Below are 19,178 nucleotides of genomic sequence, written 5' to 3' on the forward strand. Positions count from 1 at the left end.
TTTCATGGTGCAAGGAGGAGTGCATGAGCAAGGTTACCGTCGAATCGCTGGTCTATCATGTTGCCGGCAAAGCCTATGAGAGCCGTTTGTTCTATACCCAGGGCGCCCGTGAGCAGCCTGGGCTTTTGATGGCGCCAAACTGGATGGGGGTGGGCGAGGGCGCCGAACGTATCGCCCGCGAGGTTGCCGCCCAGGGTTATGTGGTGTTGCTGGCCGACATCTACGGCCAGACCCTGCGTCCGTCGGACATGGATGAAGCCGGTGCGGCGATGACGCCGCTGAAGAATGACCGCGTCGAGCTGCGCAAGCGCTTGAAGGCGGCGCTGGACCAGTTGCTGGGCCAATCGAGGGCGGTATTGGAGCCTGGCAAGCTGGCCACCTTCGGCTTCTGCTTCGGCGGCTGCTGTGCCCTGGAGCTGGCCCGTGAAGATGCCCGCCTGCTGGCCGCTGTATCGTTCCATGGCACCCTGGATACGCCGCTGCCAGCCGTGGAGGGCAGGGTCAAGGCTTCGATGCTGGTGTTGCATGGCGCCGCCGACCCGTTCGTGCCCAAGGAGCAGCTACCGGCTTTCGAAGCCGAGATGGACGCGGCCAAGGTCGACTGGCAGCTGATCAGCTATGGCGGCGCGGTGCACTCGTTCACCGATACCGCAGCGAATATCCCCGGCAAGATGAAGTACGACGCACGCACGTCCAAGCGCGCGTTCCGGGCGATGTTCAATTTGCTCGATGAAGTGTTCCAGCGCTGAGTGGGGGCGGGGCTGCTGTGCAGCCCATCGCCAGCAAGGCTGGCTCCCACACTGGACCTGCATGCATCCACTCTGTGGGAGCCGACGTTGCCGGCGATCAATCTCAAGGCAACTCGATCCGTTCACTTTCCCCTGGTACCGTCGGCCAGTCTCCGGCCGCCCAGCGTGCCCGCGCCTGTTCGATCAATCCCGGGTCACTGGCAACGAAGTTCCAGTTCATCCGCCGTGGCCCGTCCAATGGCGCGCCACCGAACAGCACCAACTGGCTTTCGCTATCGGCATACAGGCTCATCTCCTCGCCGGGCGGCAAGATCACCAGGCTGCACGGCTCGACCGCCTGGTCGTTGAGGCTGACTTCGCCATCCAGTACATACAGCGCGCGCTCGGCGTGTTCGGTGGGCACCGTCAGGGTGGTGGCCGCCTGCATCTGCACCAGCGCATACAGGGTCGGTGACAGCACCGGCACCGGCGATTGCAGGCAGAAGCCGCTGCCGGCAATCATGCGAATGCTGACCCCGAGGTTGTCACTGACCGGCAGGCTCGCCGCCGGGTGATGGCTGTAGAGCCCCGGGCCTTGCTCGTGCGCCTTGGGCGAGGCCAGCCACACCTGCAAGCCGTGCAGGCGCGACGTGCCGGGCAGCAGATCGGCAGGCGTGCGCTCGACATGGGCAATCGCGCTGCCGGCGGTCATCCAGCTGACCTCGCCAGCCTTGACCCGTTGATCCGAGCCCAGACTGTCCTTGTGCTGGATCTCGCCCTCGAACAGGTAGGTGAGGGTCGACAGGCCGATATGCGGGTGCTGGCGGATGTTCATGCCACGGCCGGCCGGGTAGTCGGTCTCCAGCATATGGTCGAAGAACACGAATGGCCCGACGCTGCGGCATTGGGCCGAAGGCAGGGGGCGCAGGATAGGTTGGCCTTCGACCGATTCGGCGCGAGGGCGGATGACCAGGGGAAGGCTCACGGTGTGCTCCAGACCAAGGGGGACGTCTTTCTAGCATAACCTGCCGTGGCCCATATCGAGCGCATGCCCGCGCTATACCCGGGTTTGTGGCGGGCAAATAACAGCGCTGTCATCAGCCTGTCATGCCTGCGTCATAGCCTGCCGCCATCAACCTGATGGAGTTCACTATGTTTCCACGTCGTTTCAGCGCCCTGTGCGGGCTGTTGCTGGTCAGTGGCCTGGCCAGCGCCGAGGTTCGTCTCGAAGGGCCGGTCGAGTACGGTCTGTTTGAAACCCGCCACCAGAACTTCCAGCCGGGCGAGCGGGTGCTGACCCAGAGTAACCAGACGATTGAACAGACCGATGAGATCCCGGCGCGCCTGGGCAGCAAGTTCGGCATGCGCTATCGGCTGCAGGGCAAGGTCGCCGAAGACACGCCGCTGACCCTGCTGTACCTCACCCCGGGTGTGCGCACCCCGGATGGCAAGCGCCACGACAAGTTCGAAGTCGTGCAGAAGCTGGTGCCGGGCGCTGCCCAGGATGTGATGGCCTATGAGTTCACCGAAAACCACGAAATGGTGCCGGGGCAGTGGCATTTCATGGTCTTCCAGGGGGACCGGTTGCTCGCCGAGCAGCGCTTTACGGTGCGTTGAGTCAGGGCCACCGGGGCGTCGCGATCATAAGGCCTTTTGATATCACGTTTTCGTCTTACGCAAATTTTCGCCAGGCCGATACCGTCTAGAAGCAAGGACAGCTGCACTGTTGTGCAGCGCTTTTGGAGGGAGCCAGAAGATGAGCTTGAGAAGCATGAATATCGCGCCCAGGGCCGGCCTGGGTTTTGGCTTGGTGGCGGCGCTGGTGTTTGCCTTGGGCGCGTTTGCCCTGATGCAGATGACCAGCATGCGCCAGCAGTCCGAGCAGGTCGACAGCAACTGGTTGCCCAGCGTCATTTCGGTCGGCCAGATGACCCAGGACATGCTGCGCATCCGCGCCTTGACCCTGCGCCTGCTGGTCAATCGCGATGAGGCGGCGCTGGCGCAGAACAAGTCGCGCATCGAAGAGATCAAGGCGGGCCTGGGCAAGGCCCAGCAGAAGTACCAGGCGCTGATCGTGCTGCCTGAAGAGCAGGTCCTGTTCGACCGCTACCTGAGTCTGGAGCAGCGTTACCTCAAGCTGCAGGCGCAGGTGATGGAGCTGTCTGCCGAGCACCGGCTCGAAGAGGCGGTGGCCATGGTCAACGGTGAGATGAATCAGCTGGCCGACCAGTTGACGGCCAGCCTCAACGAGCTGATCGCGCTCAATAACCAGCATGCCAATACCGCGACCGACCTTGCCGAAGTCGTCTACAAGGAGGCGCGGATCTGGGTGATTGGCTGGCTGATTGCCGCCGTGGTGCTCACTGTGGTGCTGGCCCTGACCCTGACCCGCAGTATCGTCCGGCCGTTGGCGCAATCCCTGAAGGTTGCCGAAGTGGTGGCCACCGGCGACCTTACCCCGCAGATTTCGGTGCAGGGCAAGGATGAGCCGGCACGCTTGCTTGCAGCCTTGAAGCAGATGCAGCAAAGCCTGCGCGATACCATCGGGCGCATCTCCGACTCCTCCAGCCAGTTGGCCTCGGCCTCCGAGGAGCTCAGCGCGGTGACGGAAGATGCCACCCGTGGGCTGATGCAGCAAAGCCAGGAAATCGAGCAGGCGGCGACCGCGGTCAACCAGATGACCACCGCAGTGGAGGAGGTGGCGAGCAATGCCGTGGCCACTTCCGAAGCTTCGCGCGAGTCGGACCGCATTGCCCGTCAAGGACGCGAGCAGGTGCGCCTGACCGTGACGTCGATCGAGGGCCTGGCGGCCGGTGTTACCGCCAACGCCGAAGAGGTCGGGCAACTGGCGCAGCAGGTTAATGGCATCACCAAGGTACTGGATGTGATCGGCGCGATTGCCGAGCAGACCAACCTGCTGGCCCTCAATGCTGCGATCGAAGCCGCACGGGCCGGTGATGCCGGGCGTGGTTTTGCTGTGGTGGCTGATGAAGTACGGGCTCTGGCCCATCGCACCCAGCAATCCACCCGTGAAATCGAGCAGATGATCGATGGCATCCAGCAAGGCACCCATCGCGCCGTTGAAGGTATGCAGCAGACCAACGAACGGGCTCGCGGCACCCTGGAGGGCGCTCATGCTGCCGGTGCGGCGCTGGAGGAGATAGCCGCGGCCATCAGCCTGATCAACGAGCGCAACCTGGTGATTGCCAGTGCCTCGGAGCAGCAGGCACAGGTGGCGCGGGAGGTGGACCGCAACCTGACCAATATTCGCGACTTGGCCATGCAGACCTCGGCGGGGGCCAATCAGACCAACGCGGCGAGCCAGGCATTGTCGCAGCTGGCGATCGAACTCAATGGGTTGGTGGGGCGGTTTTCGGTGTAGGAGGGGCTGCTGTGCAGCCCATCGCTGGCAAGCCAGCTCCCACAAGGGCTAGCGCCTGCAGTAACTGTGGGCGCCGGGCTTGGCGGTGATGGGGCGCGCAGCGGCCCTGGATGGCACAAACAAAAACGCCCCGACGAGTCGGGGCGTTCGAACATAAGGGGGGCTAGCCCCTATTTTCCTGCCCAGCGCTTGAGCACCAGGGTGGCGTTGGTGCCGCCGAAACCGAAGCTGTTGCTCATCACGGTATCGATCTTGGCATTTTCCTGAGTCTTGGTCAGGATCGGCATGTCGGCTACTTCCGGGTCCACTTCGTCGATGTTGGCGGAGCCGGCAATGAAGTTGCCTTCCATCATCAGCATGCAGTAGATCGCTTCGTGAACGCCGGCAGCGCCCAGGGAGTGACCGGACAGGCTCTTGGTCGAGCTGATGGCTGGAGCCTTGTCGCCGAATACTTCGCGAACGCCCTTGATCTCGGCAACGTCGCCGACCGGCGTCGAGGTGCCGTGGGTGTTCAGGTAGTCGATCGGGGTGTCGACAGTGGACATGGCCATCTGCATGCAGCGGATGGCGCCTTCGCCACTTGGAGCGACCATGTCGTAGCCGTCGGAAGTGGCGCCGTAGCCGACGATTTCGGCGTAGATCTTGGCGCCACGGGCCAGGGCGTGCTCCAGCTCTTCAACCACGACCATACCGCCACCGCCAGCGATGACGAAGCCATCACGGTCAGCGTCGTAGGCACGGGAGGCTTTTTCCGGGGTGTCGTTGCGCTTGCTGGACAGTGCGCCCATGGCGTCGAACAGGAACGACTGGCTCCAGTGCTCTTCTTCACCGCCACCGGCGAAGACGATGTCCTGCTTGCCCATCTGGATCTGTTCCATGGCGGTACCGATGCAGTGAGCACTGGTGGCGCAGGCGGAAGCGATGGAGTAGTTCAGGCCCTTGATCTTGAACGGGGTGGCCAGGCACGCCGAGACGGTGCTGCTCATGGTCCGGGTGACGCGGTAGGGGCCAACGCGCTTGACGCCTTTTTCACGCAGGATGTCCAGCGCTTCCATCTGGTTCAGGGTCGACGCGCCGCCTGAGCCTGCGATCAGGCCAGTACGCGGGTTGGAGACCTGCTCTTCGGTCAGGCCCGAGTCCTTGATCGCGTCGGCCATCGCCAGGTAGGCGTAGGCGGCGGCGTGACCGACGAAACGGAAGACTTTACGGTCGATCAGTTCTTCGAGGTTGAGGTCGATGGAGCCGGAAACCTGGCTACGCAGACCCATTTCGGCATATTCCGGGTTGAATCGGATGCCAGGGCGGCTTGCACGCAGGTTGGCGGAGACGGTCTCTTTGTCATTGCCCAGGCACGAAACAATGCCCAGACCAGTGATAACGACGCGGCGCATGCGGATAACCCTTAGAAGTTGTCAGTGGAGGTGAATACGCCGACCCGGAGGCCGTCGGCGGTGTAGATCTCGCGACCGTCGACGCTGACCGAACCATCGGCGATGGCCATGTTCAGCTTGCCTTTGAGGACGCGCTTGATATGAATGTTGTAGGTGACTTTCTGGGCGGTCGGTAGGACCTGGCCGAAGAATTTCACTTCGCCCGAACCCAGGGCACGGCCACGGCCCGGCAAGCCTTGCCAGCCGAGGAAGAAACCGACCAGTTGCCACATGGCGTCCAGGCCCAGGCAGCCTGGCATCACCGGATCACCTTCGAAGTGGCAGGCGAAGAACCACAGGTCCGGGGTGATATCCAGCTCGGCGACCAATTCACCTTTGCCGTACTTGCCACCCTCGGCGCTGATATGGGTGATGCGATCCACCATCAGCATGTTCGGGGCGGGCAGTTGCGCGTTACCTGGGCCGAACAGCTCACCGCGACTGCAGCGCAGCAGGTCTTCCCGAGTAAAGGCGTTTTGTTTGGTCATGCGAGCTCCTCAATAGTCCCCGTGCGGCAGGGGGCAAATCTTCCCGGCCGTCCCAAAACATGTACGTTTGAGCCGGCAGCCTACACATAGACTATTGCGTTGTAGTGAAAGTCACAGCGCACGGGGCAAAGAAGTACACTTGTGCACTGAAATTTTATTTTCAAGCCCTTCGCGGCGCTTGTCCAGTCTCTAAGACTGCCGCAATTTAGCATTTATCGCCAGTCACAGCTGTCTGACCGGGCAGCCAGCGTTGCAGAATTTGCTGCAGATCAGTGCGTTTGAACGGCTTGGCCAGGTAGTCGTTCATGCCCGCGTTCAGGCAACGCTCGCGGTCACCCTGCAAGGCATTGGCGGTCAGGGCGATAATCGGCATGGCGGCGGCCTGCGGCAGCTGGCGAATGCGCCGGGTGGCTTCGTAGCCATCGATGATCGGCAGGCGGCAGTCCATCAGTGCCGCGGCAAAGCGCTGGCGCCCGGCCTGGGCCACGGCCTGGGCGCCGTCGACGGCGACGCACACCTCAAAGCCCAGGCTGCGCAGCATGGCTTCGATCACTGTCTGGTTCACCGGGTTGTCTTCGACCAGCAAGATGCGCCGGCCCTGGCCGTCGTCTTCGGCACGGGTCAGGCCACCGGGCAGGCGTGGCGTTTGCGCGGTGGACAAGGCCAGGGGCATTTCCAGGGTAAAGATCGAACCCAGGCCTTCACGGCTTTCGCCGCGCAGGGTACCGCCCATCCGTTCGGTCAGGGTGCGGGCGATCGACAGGCCCAGGCCGGTGCCGCCATAGCGGCGGGAAATCGAACTGTCGGCCTGCTGGAATGCCACGAACATCATTTCCAGGCGCGTGTTGTCGATGCCGATACCGGTGTCGCGTACCGCACAGGTGAACCAGATCAGCTGGCGGTCGAGCACCTGCCAGCGTGGTTCGATGTGCACACTGCCGTGTTCGGTGAACTTCAGTGCATTGCCGATCAGGTTGAGCAGCACCTGGCGAATGCGGGTCGGGTCGCCGACTACCTGCAGTTGCTCCATGCCCGGCGGCAGGTGCAACTGCAGGTCCAGCTCGCGCTGCTGGGCCAGGTGCTGGAACGACTGGACGCTGCTGCCGATCAGCTCGCCGAGGTTGAAGTCGATGTGTTCCAGCTCCAGGGCGGTACGTTCGATGCGCGAGAAATCAAGAATGTCGTTGATGACCTTGAGCAGGTGCCCGGTGGATTCGCTGGCCACGGCGGTGTATTCGGCCTGCTCTTCGTTGAGCGAGGTTGTTTCCAGAAGTTGCAGCATGCCCATGACGCCGTTCATCGGCGTACGCAGCTCGTGGCTCATCATCGCCAGGAAATCAGATTTGGCCTTGTTTGCCTGTTCGGCTTCCTCGCGGGCCTGGATCAGTTGCGACATGGCTTGTTGCTGTTCATGGCTGGCCTTGCCCAGCGCACTGGCAAGGTTGTTGATGTGCCGGGCCAGGTGCCCCAGTTCACTGTCATCGACCACCGGCAACGGCGCATTGAAATCGCCTTGCTGGATGGCCTTGACCGCATGGCCCATATCGCTGATCGGCTTGGCCAGGCTCAGGGCCAGGCGCCGGGCAAGTATGAAGGTGAACAGCAGGGCGAACAGGGCGAGGATCCCGGCCTTGACCACGATCTCCTGTTGCCGCTCGCTGAAGGCGTCGTCCGACATGCCGACGATGACCCTTCCGAGGTAGTCATCGCCGATGTTCTTGGTTGGCGCGTTATTGTGCAGAAAGTCGTTGTCCAGGCGAATCTGCTGCAGGCGGATCGGTGCCTGGAACACTTCCACCTGCTGCGCACGGTTGCTGCTCTCATCCGGCTGCTCGACATAGACGAGAATATGGTTGCTACTGTCCTGCACCTCGAGAAAACGCACGTGGGGGATGCTCAAGGTAGCGCGCATGAGGCTCTCGAGCACTTCGTTGTTGCCGGCGATCACTCCGTATTCGGAGGCCGGGGCCAGTTGGTTGGCGATCAGTTGGCCGGTGTGGTTGAGCTCCTGGCGCAGGTCCTGGATGCGCACGAAGGTAAAGAAACTGATCAGCAGCAGGGTCAGCAACAGGGCCGGGCCGAGGCTGATGATCTGCGTGCGGGTGTGAATGTCCCAGCTCAGGCGCCGACTCATGGTGTGCTTTCTCCTTCGGCCACGGCCAGGGCGGCGGCGGCCGGGTCAATCGCTTCGATGCCCAGGGCGCGGGCCACCTGCTGGTTGCCCAGGACGCTGAAATGATCAGGGTAGAGCGTTCGCGGCCAGCGGTTGGGTGGTTGCTCGAGCAGCCGATCGAGCACCGCCAGCCAGTCGTCCTGGTCACTCAGGGTGCTGGCCAGGGCACCGGCCTTGACGAACCCGGCATTCGGCCCGATCAACGCCATCTGTCGACCATAACTGCTGAGCAGAACATTCTTCGCCGACTTTGAGTTGTACAACTGCGGGTCATCGATGCCCAGCAGTACATCGCTGTTTTGCAGCAGGGTTTGCAATGGCCGGCTGTCGCGCAGGTCGGGCCAGGCTTCGGCGATGATTTCCAGGCCCAACGGGCGCGCCGCCTTGCGCAGCTCGTCGAGGAGAAACTGGCTATGTTCGGTATAGAGCACGCCCACCCGTTTGGCCTGTGGCAACAGGTAGCGGGTCAGGCGCAGCTGGCGGGCCGGGGGTGGGTCGCTCCACAGCAGGCTCAGGTACGCCGGGCGCAGGCTGCCCAGGCGTTGCTGGGCCTGCACCCGGCTCACGCGCAAGGCCAGCGCCGCAGGCCCGGCGGTTTCGCTCAGGCGCCATTCGAGGCTGGGGCCATCAAGCAGGATCAAGCGGGTGGCGGCTTTGATCTGGCTGGGGCGTGGCAGCTCGGCCACTGGCACGAAGTGCACCTGGTCAGCCGGGCGGCGTTCGCGTAACGCCTCGACGAAGTTGCGCACGCCGGGGCTGTCCTGGCTACCGGTGAGCAGGATTTCACTGGCGGACAGGGCACTCAGGGGCCACAGGCAGATCAGCAGCAGCCAGCGCCGCAGGTAACGCATCAGAACTCCAACTGCGCACTGAAAGACAGCACCTGGCGGCTGTCATAACGGTTGTCGTAGATGGTCGTCGGCTCGTCGTCCAGGCGCTGCTGGAGCATGCCCGCCAGCTCCAGGCTGGTGCGCTCCCAGCGCAGGCGCTTGGCAACGCGCAGATCAACCCGTTCGAAGCGGTACTGGTTGAGGGCGTCATCGCCGTAGTAGAAAAGAGCACTGGACCAACCCATGCCCCAGTCACGCAGCCAGCCGGCCGAGCCGCTGTTGCGCGCACTCAGGCGGCGGTCAGCCGGGTTGCTGGCCCAGGCGTCGACGTAGGCGTAGGTCAGGCGCACACGGTCGGCCTGGCTCAGGCGCCAGTCCAGTTGCGCTTCGCTGCCACTGAAGCGGGCCCTGTTGCTGTTGCTGGCAATGTACTGGTTGTTGCGCAGCGGCTCGCTGATCATGCCGGTGATTTCATCGTAGAACAGCTTGAGGTCGACGCTCAGGTCGGCATCGGCGAAGTATCCGTTATAGCCCAGTTCCCGCGAGCGCATACGCTCCTGTTCAAGATCGCCGGGGCCGCGGGTCTTGACGAAGTACTCGGCGTTGCGCTGGCCGAAGGCGCCGGGTACCAGGTTGTTGACCCGATAACTCCAGTTGACGTTGTTCTCGAACATGTCCGGGGAGCGCACGGCTTCGGAGTACACCGCACGCAAGCCGTGGCGCGGGGTGATCAGGTAGTTGAGCGCCATCCGCGGGGTCAGGGAGCTGCCGGACAGGCGGGTATCTTCGTACATCGCCCCGCCCTGGAGGATCCAGTGCTCGTCGGCGCGCCATTCCAGGTGGCCAAACAGGCGCCAGGTGCTGTCATCCAGGCTGCCATTGAAGTAAGTCTGCGAGTCGGCGCGGTCGTACCGGTAGTTGGCCCCGCTGACCAGGCGCAGGCTGTCGGACAGGCTCAGGGTGTCCTGCACCTCCAGGTCATAGCGGGTCTCGCGGGTGCTCTGGTCGATATCGCCGCATACTTGTTGCGCGCCGCCATTGCGCCACTGCTGCTGCACCTGTTCGGCCAGGGCGCGCTCCTCGGCGCTGCCTGCAGGCAGTGGAGAGGTGATGTTGCGGGCCACCTGCTCTGCGTAGTTCGGGTTCAGGCGCCAGAGCTGGGTCAGTTGCGGGCTGAAGGACAGCGCCGCGTCACAGGCACGCCACACTTGCTCGCGCTCCCAGTGCTGGGCCGAGCCCTGCACATAGAGGCTGTGGTCGGGGTTGAGGTCGATGTTCCAGCGCAGCGAACCGGCATAGTCCTTGGCGTTGAGGTCGGCGTTGTTGCCTGCCGCAGTGACATAGGGAAACACCGGTTTATAGGTATAGGGCCGTTGATCGCTGCCTTCCTTGGCCGAGAATTGCCAGTCCAGGCTCTGGTTGTTGGCCAGGCTGTGGCTGGCACTCAAACCCAGACGGTTGAGGCGGCGGCTGTCGCGGTAGTCCTGGCCCCAGCGGTTTTCGTCGAAGCCATCGTCTTGCATCCCCGAGAGCGACAGGCGCAGGTCGCCACCGTCCCAGCCCAGGCCCTGGCTTGCGTACCAGTCATTGATGCCGCGCTGGCCGCGGGTGACTTTCAGGCGCGTGCCATGGCTGTCGGCCGGGTTGCGGGTAAGGATGTTGACCACCGCCATCAGCGCATTGGCGCCATAGCTGACGGTGTTGGGGCCACGAAACACCTCGATGCGCTCGATGTCTTCCATCGCCAGCGGAATGTCGCTCCAGTCCACGGTGGCCAGGCCTGCGCGGTACACCGAGCGGCCGTCGATCAGTACCTGCATGCGCCGGGCATCGTTGACGTTGCTGCCGTGGTAGTTGACCGTCGGCTGGTTGCCGGCGCCATAGCCGATCATCATGCCTGGCACCAGGCGCAGCAGTTCGGGAATGTCGCGGGCGCCGCTGGCGCGAATCAGCTCGCTGTCGAGCACGGTCATGCTGCCCGGCACCGCCGCTGGCGATTGCTTGAGGCGGGTGGCGGTGAGCACCTGTGGCAGGGCCTGGCTGTCGACGAACAGGTCGTCAGCCATACTGGGGCCGCTGAGCAGGGCTGTCAGCAGCAACAAAGGGCGTGTGGAGGTCGGGCCAAAAGACACAGTGCGGCCTTGGTAGCGGGTTCAAGTCGGGCATGTTAACCGAGTGACGGGTATTTTCCAGTCGTGCTCAAGGCGATGCCAAGGCCGATTCGGTCATCTGCCACTGGCTCTGGCACTGGCGCTCCGTATAATGCGCAAGTCGCCACTTTAATTGGTTTTAACGGATTGGATATGACTGAACAGCAGCCTGTTGCAGTTCTGGGAGGCGGGAGTTTCGGCACCGCCGTGGCGAATCTACTGGCGGAAAACGGCGTTCGGGTGCGGCAATGGATGCGCGACCCCGAGCAGGCCGAGGCCATGCGCAGCAACCGCGAGAACCCGCGCTACCTCAAAGGCATCAAGCTGCATGCCGGGGTTGAGCCGGTCAACGATCTGCTGGCGACCCTCGAGGCCTGCGAGCTGATCTTCGTGGCCTTGCCTTCCAGTGCCCTGCGCAGCGTGCTGGCGCCCCATGCCCAGCTGTTGGGCGGCAAGATGCTGGTCAGCCTGACCAAGGGCATCGAGGCGCAGAGCTTCAAACTGATGAGCCAGATCCTCGAAGAAATCGCGCCTCAAGCGCGCATCGGCGTGCTGTCGGGGCCGAACCTGGCCCGCGAAGTGGCTGAACACGCATTGACCGCCACCGTGGTTGCCAGTGAAGACGAAGCGCTGTGCCAGCGCGTTCAGGCCGTGTTGCACGGGCGCACCTTTCGCGTTTACGCCAGCGGCGACCGCTTTGGCGTCGAACTGGGCGGGGCGCTGAAGAACGTCTACGCGATCATCGCCGGCATGGCCGTGGCCCTGGGCATGGGCGAAAACACCAAGAGCATGCTGATCACCCGCGCCTTGGCCGAGATGACCCGCTTTGCCGTCAGCCAAGGGGCCAACCCGATGACCTTTCTGGGCCTGGCCGGCGTCGGCGACCTGATCGTCACCTGCTCCTCGCCCAAGAGCCGTAACTATCAAGTTGGCTACGCCCTGGGCCAGGGCCTGAGCCTGGATGAGGCGGTCAGCCGCCTGGGCGAAGTCGCCGAAGGGGTGAACACGCTCAAGGTGCTCAAGGTCAAAGCCCAGCAAGTGCAGGTCTACATGCCCCTGGTGGCCGGGCTGCATGCGATCCTGTTCGAAGGCCGGACCCTGACCCAGGTGATCGAGCTGCTGATGCGCGGCGAGCCGAAAACCGATGTCGACTTTATCTCCACCAGCGGTTTCAACTAAGCAGGAGCAGGACATGAACGAATCTTCCAACCAGACCCAGCGCGAATCGATCATCTTGCGCGTGTTGTGGATGCTGGTGTTCCTGGTGGTCTGGCAGCTGGCCGAACTGTTGCTCGGCGGCCTGGTGCTGGTGCAACTGATCTATCGGCTGATCTACGGTGCACCGAGCGCCAGCCTGATGAATTTCGGCGACAGCCTCAGCCAGTTCCTGGCCCAGATCGGCCGCTTCGGCAGCTTCCACAGCGACCAGAAACCCTGGCCATTCGCCGATTGGCCAACCCCGCGCGCGCCGGAAGGCGAAGCCGCGCACAGCGTGCCGCCTGCGCCGCATCCGGTGCGTGACGAAGAGCCAAAGCTGTGAAGCTCTGGGTCTTGCGTCACGGCGAAGCCGAGCCACGGGCCCACACCGACGCCGAGCGTCGGCTCACCGCCCATGGCCGCGAGCAGGTGCTGCGCAGCGCGGCGGGGCTGCTTGGCCAGCCGCCGCAGGTGATCCTCGCCAGCCCCTACGTGCGCGCCCAACAGACGGCCGCGCTGGTCCACGAGGCCCTCGGTTTTGCCAAGCCGGTGCAGACCGTGCCTTGGCTGACGCCGGACAGCGATCCGCAAGCGGTCATCGCCGAGCTGGACAAGCTGGGCCTGGAGGAGGTGCTGCTGGTCAGTCACCAGCCGCTGGTGGGCACGCTTGTGGGGCTGCTGGAGCACGGCCATTACCGCACCCCGGCGCCCATGAGTACCGCCAGCCTGGCACAGCTTGAAGGCGACTGGCCGCTGGCCGGGCTGATGACCCTCAAGAGTCTCAAGCACCCGTGAGTCACCCTCAATAACAAGCACAACAAGGAATTGCGCCCATGAGCCTGTGGCATACCCAGCCTGACATCGAACAACTCAACGCCTTGCAGAAGAACACCATTGGCGAAGTGCTGGACATCCGTTTTGAAGCATTCAGCGAAGACTCGCTGAGCGCCAGCATCGTCGTCGATCACCGTACCCACCAGCCGTTCGGCCTGCTGCACGGCGGCGCTTCGGTGGTGCTGGCCGAAACGGTCGGTTCGATGGCCAGCTGCCTGTGCATCGACCCGCAGAAATTCTACTGCGTGGGCCTGGAAATCAACGCCAACCACCTGCGCGGGATCCGTGGCGGGCGGGTAACGGCGACGGCCAAACCGGTACACATCGGCCGCAGTACCCACGTCTGGGATATTCGCCTGAGCAGCGACGAGGGCAAGGCCAGCTGCATTTCACGCTTGACCATGGCCGTGATTCCTCTCGGCCAGGACGTCCCCAGCCGCTGATCGACCTGGCATTTTTACCAGTTGTCGTGTCCCGTGCAGCTTGTTAGCGTGCGTTGAAGTTGCGGGGCAGGGGGTCCCAGGGAATTCGACTATGAGCAGTAGACATCTGGATCTGGTGTACTCGGTCGACGTGCGGTCCACGCTCGACAAGGTACAAAGGCATCAGGCACTGGATTTTGCCGAGTACCGCATGTTGCAAGACAGCGCCGATGCCAAGCTCGACTACCTGTTGCGCAAGTTCGAAGGCCAGTACGAGTTGGAACAGCTGCGCCAGGCCAGTATCCGCATGTCGCATCTGTTGCAGACCAGTTGCCTGGCCCTGCGCCGACTCGAACTCGATGTCGAAGACAGACGTCGCGCCCGCGAAGCGCTGGAGCAGCAGTTGGCTTATATGCAGGCTTGCCTGCGCCGCTCGATGGCCAGTTTCGGCGAGTATTGACCTGATTGCCGTCGCCGATGGCTTTTCCGGACATTGCCGCCGCGGGTGCGGTTGCCGACAATGAGCCATCACTTCCCTCTGGATTGGCGGCCATGTCGCAGCAGATCTTCTTCGCCCATGCCAATGGCTTCCCCTCGGCCACCTACGGCAAGCTCTTTGCTGCGCTGGCGCCGGACTATCAGGTGACCCACCTGGCCCAACACGCCCACGATCCGCGCTTTCCGGTCAATGACAACTGGCAGAGCCTGGTCGACGAGCTGATCCATCACCTGGAACAACAGCCGGGGCCGGTCTGGGGCGTCGGCCATTCCCTGGGCGGCGTGTTGCACCTGCATGCCGCCATGCGCTGCCCGCAGTACTATCGCGGCGTGGTGATGCTCGATTCGCCGGTGTTGACCCGGGTCGATCAGTGGCTGATCCAGGCGGCCAAGCGCATGGGCTTTATCGATCGCATTACCCCGGCCGGGCGTACCCTGGGGCGCCGCGAAGCGTTTGCCGACCGTGACAGCGCCCGGGCCTATTTCGCCGGCAAGACGCTGTTCCGGCATTTCGACCCCGAGTGCCTCGACGCCTACCTGGAGCATGGCCTGCAGCCGGGCGGAGACGGTTTGCGCCTGCGCTTTGATCCGGCCACCGAAATCAGCATCTACCGCAGCCTGCCGCACACCAGCCCGAGCCCGGCCAAACTGCTTGAACTGCCCCTGGCCATGGTCCGTGGCAGCCACAGCCGGGTGGTCAAACGCCATCATGCCCTGGCTGTACGGGGCATGCCCCGGGGGGAGTACCATAGCCTGCCCGGCGGGCATATGTTTCCGCTGGAGCACCCAACCGACACCGCGAGCCTGATCAAGGGCTTGTTCGACCGCTGGCAGGATACGTCGGCATGACCACCGAAATGGAAGAAGTGCGCCTGAACCTCGGCCATATCGAACTGGCCGCGCACCTGTTCGGCCCGGTCGATGGCCTGCCGGTGATTGCCTTGCACGGCTGGCTGGACAACGCCAACAGCTTTGCCCGCCTGGCGCCGCGGCTCAAGGGCTTGCGCATTCTGGCCCTGGACCTGGCTGGCCACGGCCATTCCGAGCATCGCCCGGCCGGCGCCGGCTATGCCCTGGCCGACTACGCCCATGATGTGCTGCGGGTCGCCGAGCAGATGGAGTGGGAACGTTTTGCCCTGCTCGGACACTCGCTGGGGGCGATCATCTCGGTCGTGCTGGCCGGCGCGCTGCCCGAGCGGGTCACCCGACTGGCCCTGATCGACGGGGTGATCCCGCCCACCAGCGGCCCGCAGGATGCCGCCGAGCGCATGGGCATGGCCCTGCAGGCGCAACTGCGCCTGGACAGCAAGCGCAAGGCGGTGCACCCGACCCTCGACCAGGCCATTGAGGCGCGCATGAAAGGCCTGGTGGCGGTCAGCCGCGAAGCCGCCGAACTGCTCGCCCAGCGCGGGCTGATGCCGGTACCCGGTGGCTTCAGCTGGCGCAGCGACAGCCGTCTGACCCTGCCATCACCGACCCGGCTCAACGAAGCCCAGGCGATGAGCTTCGTGCAGCGCATCGCCTGCCCGGCGAAACTGGTGGTGGCCGCGGACGGTATGCTCGCGCGCCACGGCGAGTTGCTTGAGCAGCTACCCTTTGAGCGAGAACAACTGCCGGGCGGCCATCACCTGCACCTGAATGACGAGACCGGCGCAACCCTTGTTGCAGACTGTTTCAATCGCTTCTTTGGCATTTCTTGACTTGTGGCGGGCAACTGTCGAGGCTTGGCGGGTTGAACAGGGAGACAACCATGAACGAGCAAGACAACGCCACATCCGTTGACCACCTTGACGCCCCGCGCTCGGTGGCGAGCCTATGAGGCTCATACTTTTTATCCAAGCCGCGATGGCCGGGCTCGGCGTTCTTGCCAGCGCGCCGTTGCTGGCCGACAGCTTGCCGGTCCCGCTGGACGCCAAGGTGGTCGATCAGCGCCCGGCGCTGGTACAGGAACGGGTCTACCCGCTGGGTGGCCTGCGCAAGATCAGCAACCAGTTGCGGGTCGAAGGCAAGATCGAAAGCCGCGGCCAGGTCAGCTCGACCACCTATGAGCTGCCGCGCGAGCGCAGCGCCAATGAAGCCTTCACCGCCGCCCGGGAAGCCTTGCAAAAGGACGGTGGCTACCCGTTGTTCTGGTGTCAGGCCCGCGATTGCGGCGAAAACAGCCTGTGGGCCAACGAGGTGTTCAAGAACCGCCTACTGTCGGGCGCCGACGAGCAACAGGCGTTCATTCTGCTGCGCCGCTCCGCCGAGCAGAACAACACCCTGGTCGCCCTGTACAGCATCACTCGCGGTAACAAGCGCGCCTACCTGCACGTCGAGGAATTCGTCGCCGACGCGCCTTTGGGCGAGCTGCTGCCAACGCCGGCAACCTTGATGCGCGAACTGCTCGACACCGGCAAGCTCGACTACCCTGACCTTGATGGCGAGCCACCAGAAGCCTGGATCAACCTGCTCGGGCGCAGCCTGAACAACAGCACCACCTTGCGCGTGAGCCTGAGCGGGGCCAAGGCCGAAGCCTGGCGCGAGCAACTGGTCAAGGCCGGGGTACGTCCGGCGCGGCTGGAAGTGGGTCAGGCCGAGACTGATGGTTTCCACGTCGAACTGATTCGTTGATCGAGAAGCATGATGCCCAATAATGACCGCCTGTTGGTGCAAATCATCCTGCTGGCGCTGCTTGGCGCCGGCCTGTGGGTGATGGCACCGTTTATCTCGGCGCTGCTCTGGGGCGCCATCCTGGCCTATGCCAGCTGGCCGCTGATGCGCCTGTTGACCCGCCTGCTCGGCGGCCGCGAAACCCTGGCGGCAGGCTTGCTGACCAGTTTGTGGATCCTGCTGGTGGCGTTGCCGCTGGTGTGGCTGGGCTTCAACCTGGCCGATCACATTCGTGATGCCACCGCCTTCGTACGCGACGTGCAGGTCGACGGCCTGCCCGATGCGCCCGTTTGGCTGGGTAGCGTGCCGTTCGTGGGCGGGCGTCTGGTCGGCATGTGGGACACCATCGACCAGCAGGGCGCGGCGTTACTGACGGCGATCAAGCCGTACCTCGGCCAGGTCGGCAACTGGCTGCTGGCGCGCAGCGCGCAGATCGGCAGCGGCATTCTCGAGCTGACCCTGAGCCTGGTCTTCGTGTTCTTCTTCTACCGGGACGGGCCACGGCTGGCGGCGTTTGTGCTGCGCCTGCTGGACCGGCTGATCGGCGAGCGTGGTGAGTATTACCTGGACCTGGTCGCCGGCACAGTGCAACGGGTCGTCAACGGTGTGATTGGTACGGCAGCGGCGCAGGCCGTGCTGGCGCTGATCGGCTTCCTGATTGCCGGGGTACCGGGGGCACTGGTGCTGGCAATCGTCACCTTCATGCTCAGCCTGATCCCCATGGGCCCACCGCTGGCCTGGGTGCCGGCCACCGCCTGGCTGGCCTGGCAGGGTGAGTACGGCATGGCGGTGTTCCTCGGCCTCTGGGGGACTTTCATCATCAGCGGCGTCGACAACGTGCTCAAACCCTACCTGATCAGCCGTGGCGGCAACCTGCCGCTGGTGATCGTCCTGCTCGGGGTGTTTGGCGGCCTGCTGGCCTTCGGCTTTATCGGCCTGTTCATCGGCCCGACCTTGCTGGCGGTGGCCTACAGCCTGTTGCTGGACTGGTCGCGCAGCGGGCCGGTGGCGCCGCCGCGTACCTGATTGGCGGGTTTAGAGCTGCGGGGCGGTGTTCTTGACCACCGCCAGCTCCGGGTGGGCGACTAGCTTGTCGATGTGCAGCTCGTCGTTGTTCATCCAGGTCTCGGTCAGCACCCGGTAGTGCTCCATGTCACGGCAGCGCATGCGCAGGCTGTAATCGAAGTGGCCACTGATCAGCTGGCAGTCGAACACCTGCGGACAGGCGCGCACGCAGGCCTCAAAAGCCTTTTGCGCGGCGCGCCCGCTCTGGTTGGAGAGGGCCACCAGCACCAGCAGTGACAACCCCGGCGAGACCATCTGCACATCGATGATTGCGCCATAGCCGCGAATCACCCCGCGCCGTTCCAGCTTGCGCACTCGTTCCAGGCACGGGCGTGGGGTGAGGTGCACCAGCGATGAGAGCTTTTCATAGGTGATGCGCCCGTTATGGCGCAACACATCGATGATCGCTTCGTCGATCCGGTCCAGGGGCGGCGTGGTCTGTGGGCTGTTGACCTTGGTATCCATGCAGGTTCGGCTTCACTTCAAACGGTTGGAAAGAAATTGCTGCAGGCGCTCGCTCTGCGGCTGGTCAAGTATCTCGGCGCTTCCCTGTTCCTCGACCCGGCCCTGATGCAGGAACAGCACCTGGCTCGACACCTGACGGGCAAAGCCCATCTCGTGGGTGACCATGAGCATGGTACGACCTTCCTCGGCCAGCGTCTGTATGACTTTCAGCACTTCGCCGACCAGCTCCGGGTCCAGGGCCGAGGTCGGTTCATCGAAGAGGATGATTTCTGGCTCCATGGCCAACGCCCGGGCAATCGCCACCCGCTGTTGCTGGCCGCCGGAAAGAAACGCCGGGTACTGGTCGGCGGCGCGGGCCGGCAGACCGACCTTGTCCAGGTACTTGCGCGCCCGGGCTTCGGCTTCCTGGCTACTGACCCCGAGCACCCGCCGCGGTGCCATGCAGATGTTCTCCAGCACGGTCATGTGGCTCCACAGGTTGAAATGCTGGAAGACCATGGCCAGGCGCGTGCGCAGGTTCTGCAGCTGCGCCGGGTGCGGCGCCCGGGCACCGGCCCGGCCCTGGCGCATTTCGATCGTTTGGTTGTCGAGGGTGATGACCCCGGCATCGGGCTGCTCGAGAAAGTTGATGCAGCGCAGCATGGTGCTCTTGCCCGAGCCGCTGGCGCCGATCAGGCTGATCACGTCGCCTTTGCGCGCCTGCAGCGAGACGCCCTTGAGCACTTCATGCTCACCATAGCGCTTGTGCAGGTCGGCGACGCTCAGCTTGACCGTGGCATCGGCGCCAATGCTGGCAATGCGCGGGGTGGGGCGGCTGCTGTGGGTGTGCTCGGCGGTCGCCAGGGCGTGTACGGTAGTGGTCAT

General features: G+C 63.9%; 20 protein-coding genes and 1 pseudogene. 13 read left to right on the forward strand and 8 right to left on the reverse strand.

The features are described 5' to 3' along the window. The first annotated feature begins 23 nt into the window (after window positions 1-23). Entirely contained in the window at window positions 24-749 is a 726-nt protein-coding gene (locus PspR32_RS08415) for a dienelactone hydrolase family protein (RefSeq protein ID WP_010224662.1), read from the forward strand. A 103-nt stretch (window positions 750-852) separates the two neighbouring features. Here the strand turns inward: PspR32_RS08415 and PspR32_RS08420 are convergent, their stop codons facing one another. After that, window positions 853-1,713, reverse strand: coding sequence for a pirin family protein (locus PspR32_RS08420; protein WP_159388307.1), 861 nt, complete (start codon window positions 1,711-1,713; stop codon window positions 853-855). Window positions 1,714-1,880: 167 nt separating this feature from the next. Between PspR32_RS08420 and PspR32_RS08425 the strand changes: the two genes are divergently transcribed. From PspR32_RS08425 to PspR32_RS08430, 3 genes and pseudogenes are all read left to right on the forward strand, one after another. Further along, the gene (locus PspR32_RS08425; protein WP_010224660.1) at window positions 1,881-2,345 is read left to right on the forward strand and encodes a DUF3859 domain-containing protein; all 465 of its coding nucleotides are present in this window, start codon (window positions 1,881-1,883) and stop codon (window positions 2,343-2,345) included. 154 nt (window positions 2,346-2,499) lie between these two features. Continuing rightward, a pseudogene (locus PspR32_RS26650) lies at window positions 2,500-2,970 on the forward strand (MCP four helix bundle domain-containing protein); the annotation flags it as partial. A gap of 81 nt (window positions 2,971-3,051) precedes the next feature. Next, window positions 3,052-4,110, forward strand: coding sequence for a methyl-accepting chemotaxis protein (locus tag PspR32_RS08430; protein WP_442967030.1), 1,059 nt, complete (start codon window positions 3,052-3,054; stop codon window positions 4,108-4,110). 170 nt (window positions 4,111-4,280) lie between these two features. On the opposite strand, the gene fabB is transcribed toward PspR32_RS08430, so the two are convergent. The 5 genes from fabB to PspR32_RS08455 all read right to left on the reverse strand — a co-directional run bounded on the left by fabB (window position 4,281) and on the right by PspR32_RS08455 (window position 11,097). After that, window positions 4,281-5,501, reverse strand: a complete 1,221-nt coding sequence (gene fabB, locus PspR32_RS08435; protein ID WP_010224658.1) for a beta-ketoacyl-ACP synthase I — start codon at window positions 5,499-5,501, stop codon at window positions 4,281-4,283. A gap of 11 nt (window positions 5,502-5,512) precedes the next feature. Beyond that, on the reverse strand, window positions 5,513-6,028 hold the full coding sequence (fabA, locus tag PspR32_RS08440) for a 3-hydroxyacyl-[acyl-carrier-protein] dehydratase FabA (RefSeq protein WP_010224657.1): 516 nt from the start codon (window positions 6,026-6,028) through the stop codon (window positions 5,513-5,515). A gap of 205 nt (window positions 6,029-6,233) precedes the next feature. Beyond that, on the reverse strand, window positions 6,234-8,162 hold the full coding sequence (locus tag PspR32_RS08445) for a response regulator (protein ID WP_159388308.1): 1,929 nt from the start codon (window positions 8,160-8,162) through the stop codon (window positions 6,234-6,236). Beyond that, window positions 8,159-9,052 carry an ABC transporter substrate-binding protein gene (locus PspR32_RS08450; RefSeq protein ID WP_159388309.1) on the reverse strand — a complete coding sequence of 298 codons (894 nt, stop codon included), beginning with the start codon at window positions 9,050-9,052 and terminating at the stop codon, window positions 8,159-8,161. The genes PspR32_RS08445 and PspR32_RS08450 overlap by 4 nt, the downstream gene beginning before the upstream one ends. Continuing rightward, window positions 9,052-11,097, reverse strand: coding sequence for a TonB-dependent receptor plug domain-containing protein (locus PspR32_RS08455; protein ID WP_232531825.1), 2,046 nt, complete (start codon window positions 11,095-11,097; stop codon window positions 9,052-9,054). Before PspR32_RS08455 ends, PspR32_RS08450 begins: the two co-directional genes overlap by 1 nt. Window positions 11,098-11,334: 237 nt before the next feature. Between PspR32_RS08455 and PspR32_RS08460 the strand changes: the two genes are divergently transcribed. From PspR32_RS08460 to PspR32_RS08500, 9 genes are all read left to right on the forward strand, one after another. Continuing rightward, window positions 11,335-12,360 (forward strand): NAD(P)H-dependent glycerol-3-phosphate dehydrogenase, encoded by a 1,026-nt coding sequence (locus PspR32_RS08460; RefSeq protein WP_010224649.1) that lies wholly within the window; start codon window positions 11,335-11,337, stop codon window positions 12,358-12,360. A 13-nt stretch (window positions 12,361-12,373) separates the two neighbouring features. Next, entirely contained in the window at window positions 12,374-12,721 is a 348-nt protein-coding gene (locus PspR32_RS08465) for a DUF4389 domain-containing protein (protein ID WP_010224647.1), read from the forward strand. After that, complete coding sequence (gene sixA, locus PspR32_RS08470) at window positions 12,718-13,173, forward strand: phosphohistidine phosphatase SixA (RefSeq protein ID WP_159388311.1); 456 nt, start codon at window positions 12,718-12,720, stop codon at window positions 13,171-13,173. Before PspR32_RS08465 ends, sixA begins: the two co-directional genes overlap by 4 nt. Window positions 13,174-13,211: 38 nt before the next feature. Next, window positions 13,212-13,655 carry a hotdog fold thioesterase gene (locus tag PspR32_RS08475; protein ID WP_010224643.1) on the forward strand — a complete coding sequence of 148 codons (444 nt, stop codon included), beginning with the start codon at window positions 13,212-13,214 and terminating at the stop codon, window positions 13,653-13,655. Between the two features lie 91 nt (window positions 13,656-13,746). Beyond that, complete coding sequence (locus PspR32_RS08480) at window positions 13,747-14,094, forward strand: hypothetical protein (RefSeq protein WP_159388312.1); 348 nt, start codon at window positions 13,747-13,749, stop codon at window positions 14,092-14,094. A 92-nt stretch (window positions 14,095-14,186) separates the two neighbouring features. Then, the gene (locus PspR32_RS08485; protein ID WP_036994414.1) at window positions 14,187-14,981 is read left to right on the forward strand and encodes an alpha/beta fold hydrolase; all 795 of its coding nucleotides are present in this window, start codon (window positions 14,187-14,189) and stop codon (window positions 14,979-14,981) included. Next, complete coding sequence (locus PspR32_RS08490; protein WP_036994415.1) at window positions 14,978-15,832, forward strand: alpha/beta hydrolase; 855 nt, start codon at window positions 14,978-14,980, stop codon at window positions 15,830-15,832. Before PspR32_RS08485 ends, PspR32_RS08490 begins: the two co-directional genes overlap by 4 nt. A 115-nt stretch (window positions 15,833-15,947) precedes the next feature. Continuing rightward, window positions 15,948-16,745 (forward strand): DUF4892 domain-containing protein, encoded by a 798-nt coding sequence (locus tag PspR32_RS08495; RefSeq protein WP_026001403.1) that lies wholly within the window; start codon window positions 15,948-15,950, stop codon window positions 16,743-16,745. A gap of 12 nt (window positions 16,746-16,757) precedes the next feature. Next, entirely contained in the window at window positions 16,758-17,810 is a 1,053-nt protein-coding gene (locus PspR32_RS08500) for an AI-2E family transporter (protein ID WP_010224634.1), read from the forward strand. A 9-nt stretch (window positions 17,811-17,819) separates the two neighbouring features. Here the strand turns inward: PspR32_RS08500 and PspR32_RS08505 are convergent, their stop codons facing one another. Then, on the reverse strand, window positions 17,820-18,314 hold the full coding sequence (locus tag PspR32_RS08505; protein WP_010224632.1) for an Lrp/AsnC family transcriptional regulator: 495 nt from the start codon (window positions 18,312-18,314) through the stop codon (window positions 17,820-17,822). A gap of 12 nt (window positions 18,315-18,326) precedes the next feature. Beyond that, complete coding sequence (locus PspR32_RS08510; protein WP_010224631.1) at window positions 18,327-19,178, reverse strand: ABC transporter ATP-binding protein; 852 nt, start codon at window positions 19,176-19,178, stop codon at window positions 18,327-18,329.

Source organism: Pseudomonas sp. R32, from assembly GCF_009866705.1.
GTDB classification, from domain to species: domain Bacteria; phylum Pseudomonadota; class Gammaproteobacteria; order Pseudomonadales; family Pseudomonadaceae; genus Aquipseudomonas; species Aquipseudomonas donghuensis.

Coding starts and splice junctions, on each gene's coding strand:
- PspR32_RS08415 (WP_010224662.1), top strand. CDS start 24: ATGAGCAAGGTTACCGTCGAATCGCTGGTCTATCATGTTGCCGGCAAA.
- PspR32_RS08425 (WP_010224660.1), top strand. CDS start 1,881: ATGTTTCCACGTCGTTTCAGCGCCCTGTGCGGGCTGTTGCTGGTCAGT.
- fabB (WP_010224658.1), bottom strand. CDS start 5,501: ATGCGCCGCGTCGTTATCACTGGTCTGGGCATTGTTTCGTGCCTGGGC.
- fabA (WP_010224657.1), bottom strand. CDS start 6,028: ATGACCAAACAAAACGCCTTTACTCGGGAAGACCTGCTGCGCTGCAGT.
- PspR32_RS08445 (WP_159388308.1), bottom strand. CDS start 8,162: ATGAGTCGGCGCCTGAGCTGGGACATTCACACCCGCACGCAGATCATC.
- PspR32_RS08450 (WP_159388309.1), bottom strand. CDS start 9,052: ATGCGTTACCTGCGGCGCTGGCTGCTGCTGATCTGCCTGTGGCCCCTG.
- PspR32_RS08455 (WP_232531825.1), bottom strand. CDS start 11,097: ATGGCTGACGACCTGTTCGTCGACAGCCAGGCCCTGCCACAGGTGCTC.
- PspR32_RS08460 (WP_010224649.1), top strand. CDS start 11,335: ATGACTGAACAGCAGCCTGTTGCAGTTCTGGGAGGCGGGAGTTTCGGC.
- PspR32_RS08465 (WP_010224647.1), top strand. CDS start 12,374: ATGAACGAATCTTCCAACCAGACCCAGCGCGAATCGATCATCTTGCGC.
- PspR32_RS08475 (WP_010224643.1), top strand. CDS start 13,212: ATGAGCCTGTGGCATACCCAGCCTGACATCGAACAACTCAACGCCTTG.
- PspR32_RS08480 (WP_159388312.1), top strand. CDS start 13,747: ATGAGCAGTAGACATCTGGATCTGGTGTACTCGGTCGACGTGCGGTCC.
- PspR32_RS08485 (WP_036994414.1), top strand. CDS start 14,187: ATGTCGCAGCAGATCTTCTTCGCCCATGCCAATGGCTTCCCCTCGGCC.
- PspR32_RS08490 (WP_036994415.1), top strand. CDS start 14,978: ATGACCACCGAAATGGAAGAAGTGCGCCTGAACCTCGGCCATATCGAA.
- PspR32_RS08495 (WP_026001403.1), top strand. CDS start 15,948: ATGAGGCTCATACTTTTTATCCAAGCCGCGATGGCCGGGCTCGGCGTT.
- PspR32_RS08500 (WP_010224634.1), top strand. CDS start 16,758: ATGCCCAATAATGACCGCCTGTTGGTGCAAATCATCCTGCTGGCGCTG.
- PspR32_RS08505 (WP_010224632.1), bottom strand. CDS start 18,314: ATGGATACCAAGGTCAACAGCCCACAGACCACGCCGCCCCTGGACCGG.
- PspR32_RS08510 (WP_010224631.1), bottom strand. CDS start 19,178: ATGACCACTACCGTACACGCCCTGGCGACCGCCGAGCACACCCACAGC.